We start from the raw sequence: 13,059 nt of genomic DNA, 5'->3' as shown, positions 1-13,059 counted from the left end.
GCGCGAGAAGCCCCACCGGACCCGCACAGACCCACCCACCCAGGGGGGGCGAAGGGGCGCAGCCCTGGTGGATGGGACGGGTAGGGGCGGCGGGGGCGAGTCAGCGCTCGGCCCGGGACCGCCCCAGCAGCCACAACAGATACGGCCCCCCGACGAGCGACGTCAGTGCCCCCACCGGTATCTCCAGTGGGGGCACAAGCGTCCGTGCGACAAGATCCGCAGAAACGATGACCACCGCCCCCACCAACCCCGAAGAGACCAGCGGCAGCTGAGCCGTACGAGCCATCCGCCGAGCCACCTGCGGACTGGTCAACGCCACGAACCCGATCGGCCCCGCCGCCCCGGTCGCCACCGCCGCGAGCACCACCCCCACCCCGGTCAGCCCGAGCTGCGCCCACCGCACCCGCACCCCGAGCGCCGCGGCAGTATCGGCATCCAGCCCCAACGGCTTCTGCACCCACCCCGCCCAGACGAGCGCGGGCAACACGAGCAGCAGCACACACCCGAGCGGCCCGGCCTGCTCCCATCCCCGCCCGTTCAGACTCCCGGTCAACCACAGCTTGACCTGCTCGGCGGCGGCCAACTCGCTCTCGGTCAGATACAGCTGCACGACCGCCGACAGCGCGACACCGATCCCCACCCCGGTCAGCACGAACCGGCTCGGCCGCATCCCGTGCCGCCAGGCCAGCACATACACGAGCGCGGCCGCCGCCAGTCCGCCGCCCACGGAGACCGCAGGCAGCGCGGCGGGCGAGGCAGCCATCCCCAGGGACAGCGCCAGCACCGTCGCGGCGGCGGCACCATGTCCGACGCCGATCACATCCGGGCTGGCCAGCGGATTCCGGGTCACGGTCTGTACGAGCGCCCCCGACACCCCGAGCGCGGCCCCCACCAGCGCCCCGAGCACGATCCGCGGCACCCGCAGCTCCCCCACGATCAGCCCGTACGGCCCCGACCGGCCGCCACCGGCGACCACCTCCCACACCTCACCCGGCGACACGAACGTCTGCCCGACACACGCCGACAGCAGCATCACGGCGCCGAGGAGGGGGACGAGCAGACCGGCGACCACGGCCGAGCGGCGGTGGAGCAGCACCGACAGCCGTCGGCCCCGGAGAACGGCGAGGCCGGCGGAGCGGGGGTAGAGGGGCGGGGGAGTGGTACGGAGACCGGCGCGGACCTCTCCGCCCGGCCCCGGGCCGCCCCCGGAACCCCGCCCCGCGTCCGCACGCGTCCCCGGCGGTATCGCTGCCCTCGTCACCCGCTCACACTCCTCCGCCGTACGAGCACCACCAGCACGGGCACCCCCACCAGCGCCGTCATCACCCCGGCCGGGATCTCCGCCGGGGCCCGTACGACCCGGCCCGCGACGTCCGCCGCCAGGAGGAGCGCGGCGCCGAGGAGGGCCGACAGGGGGAGGGTCCAGCGGTGGCCGCCGGGGACGAGACGGCGGGCGAGGTGGGGGACGGCGAGGCCGACGAAGGCGATGGGTCCGGCGGCGGCGACCGCGGCGGCGGTCAGCAGGGTCGCGCCGAGCGCCGCGGCGGCCCGTACGAGCGGCACCCGGTGTCCCAGCGCGCGGGCCGTGTCGTCGCCGAGCGCGAGCGCGTCCAGCCCCCGGGCGCACAGGAACACCAGGACCGCGCCCACGGCCAGGAAGGGCAGCATCCGTCCGACCGTCCCCGCGTCCCGTCCGCCGAGCGAGCCGACCTGCCAGAACCGGAACTGGTCCAACGTCGCCGAACTCGACGTCAGCACCACGGTGTTGGCCCCGGCCGTCATCGCCCCGAACGCCGTACCCGCCAGCGCCAGCTTCACCGGCGAGGCCCCGCCGCGGCCGCGTGCCGCGATCGCGTACACCACGCACGCGGCGACGACGGCGCCGCCGAACGCGTACCAGACGTAGCCCGCGAAGCCGTGGGCGAGCCCGAGCGCGATGGCGAGGACGACCCCCGCCGCCGCGCCCTGGCTCAGGCCGAGGATGCCCGGGTCGGCGAGCGGATTGCGGGTGACCGCCTGCAGCGCCGCGCCCGCCAGCCCGAGCGCGGCCCCCGCCGCCAGCCCGACGGCGGTACGGGGGACCCGGAGTGACCGTACGACCAGGGCGTCCGGTGAGTCCCCGCCGTGCAGCAGGGCGTCGAGAACGGTCGCCAGGGAGACCTGCCGGGTGCCCAGGGCGAGGCTCAGGGCGACGACGGCCAGGGTGAGGAGGAGGGCGAGGAGCAGCCGCCCGACATGGACACGGGCCCGCCCACGGCTCCCGGCAGCCTGCGCCTCGGGCCCTTGCGAAGCCCCGGGCCCGTGCGGAGCCTCGGCCTCGTGCGATGCCCGGGGCCCATGTGGAGCCTCGGCCCCCTGCGAGGCCTCAGCCCCCTGTGCCGCCCCAGCCCCCTGAGAAGCCCCGGCGGCTGCCCCTGCTCCCACCTCCACGCCCACCCCCGTACCACTCACTTGCCGATGGTCTCGGCGAGCTGCTCGATGACGAGGCCGGCGGCGGTGGGGCCGGCGTTGAGGTACCAGGGGTCGTCGTCGACCTCGACGGCGTGGCCGGACTCGACGGCCTTCATCGACTTCCACAGGGGCCCGGCGAGCACGCTCGCGGCGTCGGTCTCGGCGGGGTCGCCCTGCACGGAGTAGAAGATCCAGTCCCCGTCGGCGGTGTCGACGCTCTCCGCGCCGATGTCCTCCGAGATGGCGTCGAACCGCTGCGACTTCGGCCGCCCGAGCCCCATGTCGACGGCGAGGGACCCGGTGAAGGAGGAGACGCCGAACATCCGCGTCCGGTCCGGGGTGAACCGCACCATCGACACCTCGGTGCCGTCGCCGCCCAGCTCCGCGCCCTTCTCCTTCGCCTCTCCGACGATGTCGGTGAGCAGCTTCCGCGCCTGCCGCCCCTTGCCGACGGCGTCGCCGACGAGCAGCAGGTCGCGCTTCCAGTTGACCCCGTTGCCGGCGGTGATGACGGTCGGCGCGATCTTCGACAGCTTGGGGTAGAGGTCGCCGAGCGAGTCGTTGGCGAGGATGAGGTCGGGCTTCGCGGTGGCGAGCGTCTCCAGGTTGGGCGCCTGGCGCGTACCGGCGTCCGTCATGTCCGCCAGCTCCGCCTTCCGCTTCGGGAAGGCGTCCGCGAGGTAGTCGGGTACGAGTCCCGCGTTGTCACCGCGCGTGGCGGCCGCGGGGACGAGGCCGAGCGACAGCAGGTCGTCGAGCTGGCCCGTGCTGAGCACGGCGATCCGTTTCGGCTCGCTCTTGATCGCGGTCGTGCCCTGGAAGTGCGTGACGCTCCTCGGGAACGTCCCGTCCGTGTCCTCGTCCGAGCCCATCCCCTTCGCCAGGTCGCTCGGCGCGGCGGACGGCCCCGCAGTGGCGCCCCGGACCTGACTGCGCGACCCGTCGGCCCCGGCACCGCCCTCCGCCGTACCCCCACCACCGGAGGAACACCCGGCGACGAGTCCACCGGCCACGACCACGGCCAGCACGGCCTTCGAACCCCACGTACGCACCGAACTACCCCGACATCCTGATCATTTGCTAAGGCAAGGCTTACCTTAACCTTCGTTTCTGTGGGGTGACACCACGGGCCCGAGTAGCGTGGAAAGGGCCGGTCGTCGAAGTCGTACGGAGGTGTCCGCGATGCCCGTCGCGTTGAACCACACGATCGTCGCCGCCCATGACAAGCAGGCCTCGGCCCGGTTCCTGGCCGACATCCTGGGGCTGGAGGTGAGCCCGCCGTACGGCCCGTTCATCCCCGTCCAGATCCCCAACGGCGTGACCCTCGACTACATCGACTCCCCCGACCCCATCACGCCCCAGCACTACGCCTTCCTGGTCACGGAGGACGAGTTCGACGAGATCTTCGCCCGTGTCGAGGCGGCCGGCCTCACCTACTGGGCCGACCCCTTCCACCGCCGGACCATGGAGATCAACCACAACGACGGCGGCCGGGGCACCTACTTCGACGACCCGAACGGCCACAACCTGGAGATCATCACCCGGCCGTACGGAAGCGGGGGCTGATCGCGAGCCCGCGAGCCGTGCCCGCGAGCCGTACCCATGGGCCGTGCCCGTGGGCCGTGTGCCCCGAGCCGCCCGGATGCGGGGGCGGCGGACCGGCCGGACCATGGAGGGGGCGGGGAACGGAACAGGGGCGGGAGCGGGGGAGAGGCGGGCGGTCGCGGCGCGATCACCATCCGGGGGCCTCGGAGGTGGGAGCGACATGCCTCTTCAAAAGACCCGACCGGGCACCGTCCACAGACTGCGCCCGGACATCAGCGTGCTCGCCGACAGTCTGGAGGTCCCGGGGCTCGGGCACCTCCCGGTGAACGCCTTCGTCCTGCTGGCCGCCCAGCCGGTGGTCGTCGACACCGGCCTCGGCCTGCCCGACCGGAACTTCGTCGAGACGCTCGCCACGGTGCTGGACCCGGCGGACGTGCGCTGGATCTGGCTCACCCACCCCGACCGCGACCACACGGGCGGCATCTTCGACCTGCTGGCGGCGGCGCCCGGGGCACGTGTCGTGACGACCTTCGTCGGCGCGGGCATCCTCTCCTGCGAACGCCCGCTGCCCCTCGACCGCTGCCATCTCCTGAACCCCGGCGAGACGATGAACATCGGCGACCGCACCCTGACCGGCTTCCGCCCGCCCCTGTTCGACAACCCCGCCACCGTCGGCTTCTTCGACGACCACTCCGGCGTCTGCTTCAGCTCCGACTGCTTCGGCGCGCCGCTCCCCACGGCCGAACTGGCCCGGGCCGACGACGTCCGCGACGTGGCCATCGACGACCTGCGCGCCGCCCAGCTCCTGTGGGCCACGGTGGACAGCCCCTGGGTCAGCACGGTCGACATGGACAAATACCTGGCGACCTTCCAGCCCTTGAAGGACCGCAAGCCCGACCTCGTCCTCTCCACCCACCTCCCCCCGGCCGCCGGCATCACCGGCTCCCTCCTCGACACCCTCGCCACCGCCCCCGACGCCCCACCCTTCACGGGCCCGGACCAGGCGGCGCTGGAACAGCTGCTCGCGGGGTTCGAGCCGGAGGGCGGCGGACACGGGGACGGCGGTCACGGCCGTTGAGGGGGCGCGGGGGCACTGCACGGTGTGGGCCGCGCGGCTCACTGAAGGGGCGCGGAAGTCAGCCCTCCGCCGTAGTGCTCAGCCCTCCGCCTTCGCCACCCCGATCGGGCAGGACACCCCCGTGCCGCCGATGCCGCAGTAGCCCGCCGGGTTCTTGTCCAGGTACTGCTGGTGGTAGGCCTCGGCCGGGTAGAACGTGCGGCCCTCCGCCGGGAGGATCTCCGTGGTGATGTCGCCGTGGCCGGCGGCGGTGAGGACCTTCTGGTAGGCCTCGCGGGAGGCTTCGGCCGCGGCGGCCTGGGCCGGGGTGTGGGTGTAGACGGCGGAGCGGTACTGGGTGCCGACGTCGTTGCCCTGGCGGTAGCCCTGGGTGGGGTTGTGGGACTCCCAGAAGACCTGGAGGAGGCGCTCGTAGGAGATGAGGGCGGGGTCGTAGACGACGCGGACCGCCTCGGTGTGGCCGGTGAGGCCGGAGCAGACCTCTTCGTAGGTGGGGTTCTCCGTGGAGCCGCCCTGGTAGCCGACGAGGGTCGTCCACACACCCGCCGGGAGCTGCCAGAACTTCCGCTCGGCGCCCCAGAAGCAGCCGAGGCCGAAGTCGGCGGTTTCCAGGTGCTCGGGGTAGGGGCCGACGAGCGGGGTGCCGAGGACGGTGTGGCGGTCGGGCACGGTGAACGGCGGCTCGGCGCGGCCACGCAGAGCCTGCTCGGGGGTGGGCAGCTGGGGCGTGCGGCCGAAGAGCATCGGGGCTCCTACTCCTAGGGGCTGAGCGTTCCGTGGCTCGGAACGAGCGGGCGGTACCTGGAGAACGTTCCAGGTACCGCCCGCATTCCTAGTGCCGCCCGCGTTCCCGGGTCCTGCCGAGCCCCTGGGTCCTGCCGAACCCGAGCCCCTGGGTCCTGCCGAACCCGAACCCCTGGGTCCTGCCGAACGCCCGGGTCCTGCCGGCCGCCGTGCGCTCAGTCCGTCGAGGACGCCGCCGCCACGGCCTGCGCCGACGAGTTCCGGATACGGCAGTAGTGCGCGGCCATCGCCTCGTCGTCGCCCTGGTAGCGCCACGGCAGGGCGTTGACGTACCCGTCGACCAGCCTGAACTGTTCGAGCGCGGCGTCGTCGCGGTCCTGGAGGGAGAGGTAGTACGCGAGGAGGTGCCGCAGTTCGGGCAGGCGCGGGTGCGTCGGGTCGGCAGCGGCGGCGTCCGCGAGGCCGGCGTCCACCCGGCCGATCATCCTCGGCGTACGGTCGATGTCGTTGTCGTCCGACGTGTCGTGCTCGAAGTGCGCGATGAGCGGGAACGCGGTGAGCAGGCTGCCCAGTGGTGCCTGCGCCGCCGCGCGCTCGGCGAACTCCGTCGCCAGCTGCTCCGAGCCACGCCACTTCGCGCACCAGTACTGCAGCGCCGAGAAGTGGGCCTCGTAGTGGTACGGCGCCCGGGCGGTGATCTCCGCCCACAGCTTGTCCATCTCGGAGTTCGGGTAGCCGAGCCCGAGCGCCACCCAGATCTCGGTGATGTACGGCGTCGGGTCGTCCGGGTTGAGCGCCGCCGCCCGCCCGATCTCCTCGCGGGAACGTTCCAGCATCCGGTGGAAGCCCACGAACTGCTCACCGGTCGTGTACTTGGCCTTCTTCGCGCCGCGCAGCTCCCACGCCAGGATCACGGTGCTGCGGGCCCGTACGACGGCCGCGTCCGGGTCGTCGGGACGGTCGGCCTCCCAGGCGAGCAGCCAGTCGTCCTCCTGCGCCGCGATCTCGGCCAGCAGATACGCGGCCGCGGAACGGCGCTCCCAGTCCCGGCCGATGTCCTGCAACAGCTTGGCGGCCGCCTTCCAGTCGCCGCCGCGCACGGCGGCGAGCGCCGACTCCTGGCCGGCCGGGAGCGGGCCCGCGTGCTTGGTGTTCTGCCGCTCCGCGGGCAGCAGCCCCATCGCCTCGGCGGCATCCGGGTCGACGTCGGCGCTGGGGGAGAAGAACTCCTTGAGGAAGACCCAGGCCATCCAGAGCCCGAAGAGCAGGGTCGGTACCGCCAGGACGGCCAGTATCCACAGCAGTACGGTCATCGCGGTGCGTCCGTTTCTCGGGTGGCGGGGCCTTGGGGTGCGGGCAGCAGCGTGCGCAGCGGGCCCGTGTCGGGGTGGTCGGCGACGGCTGCCTCGACCGCGGCGTCGAGGTCGGCCTCGGTGCCGTCCGGCGCGGGCGGCAGCCGCACCACGACCGGCTCCGACCAGGAGAAGTCGCAGCTCAGCCGGGCATGGGCGCTCAGCTCGGCCAGCGCCATGCGCTGTAGTCCGTCGGCCAGCGCGGGCCGCGTGAACTCACGGAAGGCCCGGCCCTTCGCCTCGGCCGCCTGGTCCGACAGCGGCAGCCGCCGCGCCAGCTGCCACAGCTGACCGTCGTCGATCACCTTCAGCAGCGCGGCCAGCGACGGGTGGTCCTTCGTGTACATCGCCAGCGCCCGGTGCAGCGGGGTGTCGAGGGAGGCGAACTTCGCGACCATCGAACCGTCGAGCAGCTCCTGCCAGTCGCCGGTGCGCCGGAACCGCAGGACGTCCTCCGTGAGGACCGCGTCCTCCAACGCCGTCAGGGTCCGGTCGGGGTCGGCGAGCAGACCGAGCGCCGCGCCCCTGGCCTCGTCCGCGCGGCCGTCGGCGGGCAGCGCCTCGATCCGCTCGACGCGGTGCGCGATGGGCGGGTGCGAGTCGTACGGAGAGGACGGCTCGGTGGGCAGATCGGCGCGCAGGCCGACCAGTTCGAGCTGACGGGCGGAGAGCATCCGTCCGTAGCCGCCGAAGAACTCGCCGCGCGGCGGCATCAGACGGGCCTCGGCGCCGAGCGTGGCGTAGCTGTTCATGTAGAAGTCGTACGCCGCGTCCAGCGCCGGAATCTCGCGCAACGCCGACGCGGTGGCGTCCCGGCCGGCGATACGGGCGGATGCGTCGTCGGCGGCGTACTCCTGGCGGCGCGAACCGGCCAGCGTGGCGCGGATGTACAGCTTGGCGTAGCCGATGTAGATCTTCGCCAACGCGCGGTACGTGAGGCCCACGTGCCGGGTGTCGATCTCCTTGGCCTTCTTCCCCCTGGCCAGGGCCTTGGCGTTCTTCTTCTCCTGCCGGGCCCGCTCGCGACCGGCGCTCTTGTCGGCCCGCTCCTCGAAGTGCCGGATGGTGCGCAGCACCTGGGCCCGGCCGCGCACGGTGATCGCGGCGAGCCGGGTGTCGGCGTTCGAGTAGTGGCCCAGCTCATGGGCGAGGACCGCGCGCAGCTGCGCCTCGGTCAGGCCCTGGAGCAGCGGTACGCCGAGGTAGAGGCGGCGCGGGCCGGCCAGCAGGCCGAGCAGCCGGGCGTCCTCGGCGACGGCGGCGTTGACGTCGGCCGTCAGGACGATCCGGGCTGGCGGCCGGGTGCCGACCGCGTCGGCCAGTTCCCTCACGGTCCGCCACAGCGCGGGTTCGTCGGCCTCCGTCACCGGCAGGCCGGGCGGCTCCTCGCCCTTGGGCGTCCGCAGCATGAACAGCCCGCGGACCAGCGGGATCGCCAGCAGTACGGAGACCACGTACAGCTTGACGGCGACACCGGACGGGGCGTGCAGATAGAGCAGGTAGTCGACGCCGGCGAGCGCCGCCAGCAGGATCGCGCCGAGCAGATGGAAGCCGGCGAGCAGCACGAGGGCGCGCAGTGCGCGCAGGGTCGCGCCCATTGGGCAGAGTTCCCCCCACGGGAAAGATCGCGAACGATCGTTTAAGCGGTGAAATCGGGCAGTCTCGGACGTGTCCATGACCAGAAGGTGTGAGGGGCGGAGTATTTCGCACGGGTGTGCGGGGTCGCAAGGGCTTACCTGGGGGCCGGGCACCCGAGGGGTGGGGCGTGCGGTGGGTGTGGCGGCTGCGGGTCCGTCGTGGCTTGTCGCGCCCACGCGGCGGAGCCGCATATCGGATACGGCCCCGCGCCCCTTCGGGGCGCCTTCAGTGCATCAGCGTCGCCGGGCTGCCGCCGTTCGCCTCGTAGCCCGCCACCGCCAGTGCCCGGTATATCGCGTAGTCCGCGGCCGGGTCGGAGGTGAGGGTCCAGGGGAGGGCGCCCACGTGGCCGTCGACGTGGACGAGCTGGTTCATGGCCTCGGGCCAGCGCTCGGAGCGGACCAGGAAGAAGATCAGCAGATGGCGGACATGGGCCAGCATCGGGTCGTCGGGCCGCGCCGCGTGCACCGCGAACAGGGCGCCGTGCACCGCCTTGGTGACGACCTCGCTCTCGTAGAAGCCCTGCACCAGGTTCACCTCGGGCAGGTGCTCGAAGACCGCGAAGAGCGGCATGGCCGCGAGGAGCGAGCCCTGCGGCGCGCGGGCCGCCGCCGCCTCGGCGAAGGAGTACGCCAGCTCCCGCGAGCCGTGCCACTTCTCGCACCAGTAGTGCAGGGCCGCGATGTGGGCGCCCATGTGGGCCGGGGCCCGGTCCAGGATCTTCAGCCAGAGCTGCTCGAACTCCTCACGGGAGTACGCGAGCCCCCGCGCCGCCGACAGCTCGATGATGTACGGGATCGGGTCACCGGGGGCCAGCAGCGCCGCGTCGCCGCACGCCGATCTGGCCTCTTCCATGATGATCCGGAAGTCGTCCGTGCCCGGCGTCGACGTCCGCCACGCCTGCTGCACCAGGAACTCCGCGTGCACCGCCGCGCCGCCCGCGTCCTTGGGCGCCTCCGCGCGCCACACCCGCAGCCACTGCCCGCCCGGAGTCTCGCCCACCCCGCCCGGCCGCTGCGCCAGCTCCAGCGCCGCCGCGCCCGCGAACGCCTGCACCCGCTGCCACCGGACCTCGCCGTCCGCCTCCGTACCGGCCAGCAACTGCTTCGCCGCCCGGTAGTCCTGGGAACGCTGCACCACGTCCAGCACGTCCAGCAGATCCTGGTCCGGCCCCGGCATCCGCACGTCCAGCAGCTCCTGCCGCACGAACCCGTAGTTCGCCGGGTCCGCCGCGTCCGGGTGCCCCGCCTCCACCTGCTGAATACCGGCCCGCCGACGCGCCAGGATCGGCCACGCCACAAAACCGATCATGAGCATCGCCATCAGGACCCAGAGAATCTCCATACGACAAGGGTTCCAGAAGCCGCCGACAATTGCCCAACCCGGTCGCCGGCCTGTGGACAACTCCGGGGACCGCAGCACGGCCGAACGGGGCTCCGCCCCGAAGGGGGCGCGAGGAACCGCGCGACCAGCCACAACGCACCCGCAGTCGCCGAAGCGCCCTCACCCCCACCCCAGAAGGCGCCCCCAACCCAGCCGACCGCTTAGGCTCGACGTCTATGAGCGACACCCACCACAGCCAACACTTCGAGACCCTCGCGATCCACGCGGGCAACACCGCGGATCCCCTCACCGGCGCGGTCGTCCCGCCGATCTACCAGGTCTCGACCTACAAGCAGGACGGCGTAGGAGGCCTGCGCGGCGGCTACGAGTACAGCCGCAGCGCCAACCCCACCCGCACCGCGCTGGAGGAGAACCTCGCCGCCCTGGAGGGCGGCCGCCGCGGCCTGGCGTTCGCGTCGGGGCTGGCCGCCGAGGACTGCCTGCTGCGCACCCTGCTCAGCCCGGGCGACCACGTGGTCATCCCCAACGACGCCTACGGCGGCACGTTCCGCCTCTTCGCGAAGGTCGTCTCCCGATGGGGCGTGGACTGGTCGGTCGCCGACACCAGCGACCCCACCGCCGTCCGGGCCGCCATCACCCCGAAGACGAAGGTCGTCTGGGTGGAGACCCCCTCCAACCCGCTGCTCGGCATCACGGACATCCCGGTCGTCGCCCAGGTCGCCCGTGAGGCCGGCGCGAAGCTGGTCGTCGACAACACCTTCGCCACCCCCTACCTCCAGCAGCCGCTCGCGCTCGGCGCGGACGTCGTCGTGCACTCGCTCACCAAGTACATGGGCGGTCACTCGGACGTCGTCGGCGGCGCCCTGATCGTCGGCGACCAGGAGCTGGGCGAGGAACTGGCGTACCACCAGAACGCGATGGGCGCGGTCGCCGGGCCCTTCGACTCCTGGCTGGTGCTGCGCGGCACCAAGACGCTCGCCGTCCGCATGGACCGGCACAGCGAGAACGCCACCAAGGTCGCCGACATGCTCACCCGGCACGCGCGCGTGTCGAGCGTGCTCTACCCGGGCCTGCCCGAGCACCCCGGGCACGAGGTCGCCGCCAAGCAGATGAAGGCGTTCGGCGGCATGGTGTCGTTCCGGGTCACCGGCGGCGAGGAGGCGGCCGTCGAGGTCTGCAACCGCGCCAAGGTGTTCACCCTCGGCGAGTCCCTGGGCGGCGTCGAGTCCCTGATCGAGCACCCGGGCCGGATGACACACGCCTCGGCCGCCGGTTCGGCCCTGGAGGTACCCGCCGACCTCGTCCGCCTCTCCGTGGGCATCGAGAACGTCGACGACCTCCTGGAGGACCTCCAGCAGGCCCTGGGCTAGGCACCCTCGTACGCCTCGTGCCGGGCGCTCACCAGCCCGTCATCGGTGGGGTCGTCGTCGACGGCGGCTCCACCCAGGGGCGGGCGGTCAGCGCCCACACGAAGAACGCGACCGCGGCGGCCGTCAGCACCAGCCACATCAGCCGCCGGGCCGCCGTCCGGCGCCGCAGCATGCGCCCGCCGCGCCGCACCGCCGCCGCGCACAGGTCGGGCGGCACCTGTGTCGGCCCGCGCTCCAGGATCCGCCGTACGGCCGCCTCGCGGTCCCGCAGACTCATGACGGCGCCACCTCCACCGCCTTAGGGACGGCCGCCTCGCGCGGGGGATGCAGGACGGTCGCCATCGCGCGCAGACAGACCGTCCGTACGCGTTCGACGGGCAGTCCGAGCAGCGCCGCCGTCTGCTCCTCGGCGACCCCCTCGTAGAGCCGCAGGACGAGGATCAGCCGCTCCTGCGGGTTGAGGACGCCCAGGGTGCCGCCGGGCGGGTGGCGGAAGAGGGCGTGGTGGTGCCAGGCCCCGCGCGCGAAACGGAGGGCCAGCTGCTGGCGCGTCCGGTCGTAGGGGTCCTCGCCGCGCAGCCGGTCCCAGGTGGCGTACGTATGGGCGAGCGCATGGGTCAGCAGCCGCCGCGCGCGCGGGTTGTCGTCCGGCGGTTCCGCCGTGAACAGGGTGGCGGTGTGCAACAGCCGCCCCGCCGCACCCGCGACGAACGCCTCGAACTCCCTGGCCCGGCGGGCACCTTGGGCCATCTGCCGATCTCGCACCACGCCTCCCGCCTGAGGCCGACCCTGAGGGGAACGGGGCCCGGCCGCCCACGGATCGCTCCGCCGCGTACGGCCGCGTCCGCCGTGTACGACGGGGGCCCGGTCTCATCTGAGGCCAGGAGCGGGGGCGCGGTCAAGGGTCAGGAGGACGACTGTGCCTCCGGCGCCGCCGCCATCCGGGTCGAGAGCGCCGTGTTGAAGCGGGTGAGGAGGGAGCAGAACGCCTCGCGCTCCTCGGGGGCCCAGTCCTCGGTGAGTTCGGCCATCAGCTGGCGCCTGGAGGAACGTACCTCCTCAAGGCGGGACAGCCCGCGCGGCGACAGTTGCAGCACCACCGCGCGGCCGTCCTCCGGGTGCGAGGTGCGCTTGACGAGTCCGGTGTCCACGAGCGGCGCGACCTGACGGGTCACCGTCGAGGAGTCGATCCCCATGCTCGCCGCGAGCGCCTTGACGCCCATCGGGCCTTCGTTGTCGAGGCGGTTGAGCAGCAGATACGCGGCACGGTCCATGGAGTTGCGCACCTGCCCGACGCCGCCGAGCCGGGTCTGTTCGGCACGGCGTGCGAACACCGCGACCTCGTGCTGCAGCGTGTCGAGAAGACCGTTGTCACCGACGGTCGTCATGTCCATCGACATTTCAGGTGTTGTGGGCATGGCCAAAGGCTCAATTCATGCGTGGGGCGCTGGGTTGGGGGACAGAGTACGCGGACCGGGCGCGGGGTGTACGGGCCCCGCTGAAACACGGTCCCGCCCCTTGGTCACACCCGCGTTCA

13 protein-coding genes are annotated in these 13,059 nt (G+C 72.9%); 3 read left to right on the top strand and 10 right to left on the bottom strand.

Annotation, left to right across the window (positions count from 1 at the left end):
* Positions 1-100 precede the first annotated feature (100 nt).
* The 3 genes from ABT147_RS04955 to ABT147_RS04945 form a co-directional block, all read right to left on the bottom strand.
* Positions 101-1,102 carry a FecCD family ABC transporter permease gene (locus ABT147_RS04955; RefSeq protein ID WP_351403009.1) on the bottom strand — a complete coding sequence of 334 codons (1,002 nt, stop codon included), beginning with the start codon at positions 1,100-1,102 and terminating at the stop codon, positions 101-103.
* A 155-nt stretch (positions 1,103-1,257) separates the two neighbouring features.
* Entirely contained in the window at positions 1,258-2,226 is a 969-nt protein-coding gene (locus ABT147_RS04950) for a FecCD family ABC transporter permease (RefSeq protein WP_351403008.1), read from the bottom strand.
* Positions 2,227-2,447: 221 nt separating this feature from the next.
* Positions 2,448-3,503, bottom strand: coding sequence for an ABC transporter substrate-binding protein (locus ABT147_RS04945; protein ID WP_351402751.1), 1,056 nt, complete (start codon positions 3,501-3,503; stop codon positions 2,448-2,450).
* 130 nt (positions 3,504-3,633) lie between these two features.
* Between ABT147_RS04945 and ABT147_RS04940 the strand changes: the two genes are divergently transcribed.
* Positions 3,634-4,017 (top strand): VOC family protein, encoded by a 384-nt coding sequence (locus tag ABT147_RS04940; RefSeq protein WP_351402750.1) that lies wholly within the window; start codon positions 3,634-3,636, stop codon positions 4,015-4,017.
* 199 nt (positions 4,018-4,216) lie between these two features.
* Entirely contained in the window at positions 4,217-5,074 is an 858-nt protein-coding gene (locus tag ABT147_RS04935) for an MBL fold metallo-hydrolase (protein ID WP_351402749.1), read from the top strand.
* Between the two features lie 78 nt (positions 5,075-5,152).
* Here ABT147_RS04935 and msrA read toward each other — a convergent pair whose 3' ends face one another.
* The 4 genes from msrA to ABT147_RS04915 form a co-directional block, all read right to left on the bottom strand.
* Complete coding sequence (gene msrA / locus ABT147_RS04930; RefSeq protein ID WP_351402748.1) at positions 5,153-5,818, bottom strand: peptide-methionine (S)-S-oxide reductase MsrA; 666 nt, start codon at positions 5,816-5,818, stop codon at positions 5,153-5,155.
* Between the two features lie 215 nt (positions 5,819-6,033).
* A complete protein-coding gene (locus tag ABT147_RS04925) occupies positions 6,034-7,131 on the bottom strand; it encodes a hypothetical protein (protein ID WP_351402747.1) in 1,098 nt (365 codons plus the stop codon).
* Positions 7,128-8,768 carry a M48 family metalloprotease gene (locus tag ABT147_RS04920; protein WP_351402746.1) on the bottom strand — a complete coding sequence of 547 codons (1,641 nt, stop codon included), beginning with the start codon at positions 8,766-8,768 and terminating at the stop codon, positions 7,128-7,130. Before ABT147_RS04920 ends, ABT147_RS04925 begins: the two co-directional genes overlap by 4 nt.
* Before the next feature lie 265 nt (positions 8,769-9,033).
* Complete coding sequence (locus ABT147_RS04915; protein WP_351402745.1) at positions 9,034-10,152, bottom strand: hypothetical protein; 1,119 nt, start codon at positions 10,150-10,152, stop codon at positions 9,034-9,036.
* 215 nt (positions 10,153-10,367) lie between these two features.
* Here ABT147_RS04915 and ABT147_RS04910 point away from each other — a divergent pair, with 215 nt between their 5' ends.
* Positions 10,368-11,522: a cystathionine gamma-synthase gene (locus tag ABT147_RS04910; protein WP_351402744.1), complete on the top strand. Its 1,155-nt coding sequence runs from the start codon at positions 10,368-10,370 to the stop codon at positions 11,520-11,522.
* A 28-nt stretch (positions 11,523-11,550) separates the two neighbouring features.
* On the opposite strand, the gene ABT147_RS04905 is transcribed toward ABT147_RS04910, so the two are convergent.
* The 3 genes from ABT147_RS04905 to ABT147_RS04895 all read right to left on the bottom strand — a co-directional run bounded on the left by ABT147_RS04905 (position 11,551) and on the right by ABT147_RS04895 (position 12,922).
* On the bottom strand, positions 11,551-11,799 hold the full coding sequence (locus tag ABT147_RS04905; RefSeq protein WP_351402743.1) for a hypothetical protein: 249 nt from the start codon (positions 11,797-11,799) through the stop codon (positions 11,551-11,553).
* Entirely contained in the window at positions 11,796-12,287 is a 492-nt protein-coding gene (locus tag ABT147_RS04900; protein ID WP_351402742.1) for a sigma factor-like helix-turn-helix DNA-binding protein, read from the bottom strand. The genes ABT147_RS04905 and ABT147_RS04900 overlap by 4 nt, the downstream gene beginning before the upstream one ends.
* A 140-nt stretch (positions 12,288-12,427) precedes the next feature.
* Entirely contained in the window at positions 12,428-12,922 is a 495-nt protein-coding gene (locus ABT147_RS04895) for a MarR family winged helix-turn-helix transcriptional regulator (RefSeq protein ID WP_351403007.1), read from the bottom strand.
* Between the last annotated feature and the right edge of the window lie 137 nt (positions 12,923-13,059).

This window comes from Streptomyces sp. NPDC001868 (assembly GCF_040297125.1).
Classification (GTDB): Bacteria; Actinomycetota; Actinomycetes; order Streptomycetales; family Streptomycetaceae; genus Streptomyces.
The sequence above is the reverse complement of the archived record's forward strand: the minus strand, read 5'-3'. Positions and strand labels throughout refer to the sequence as shown.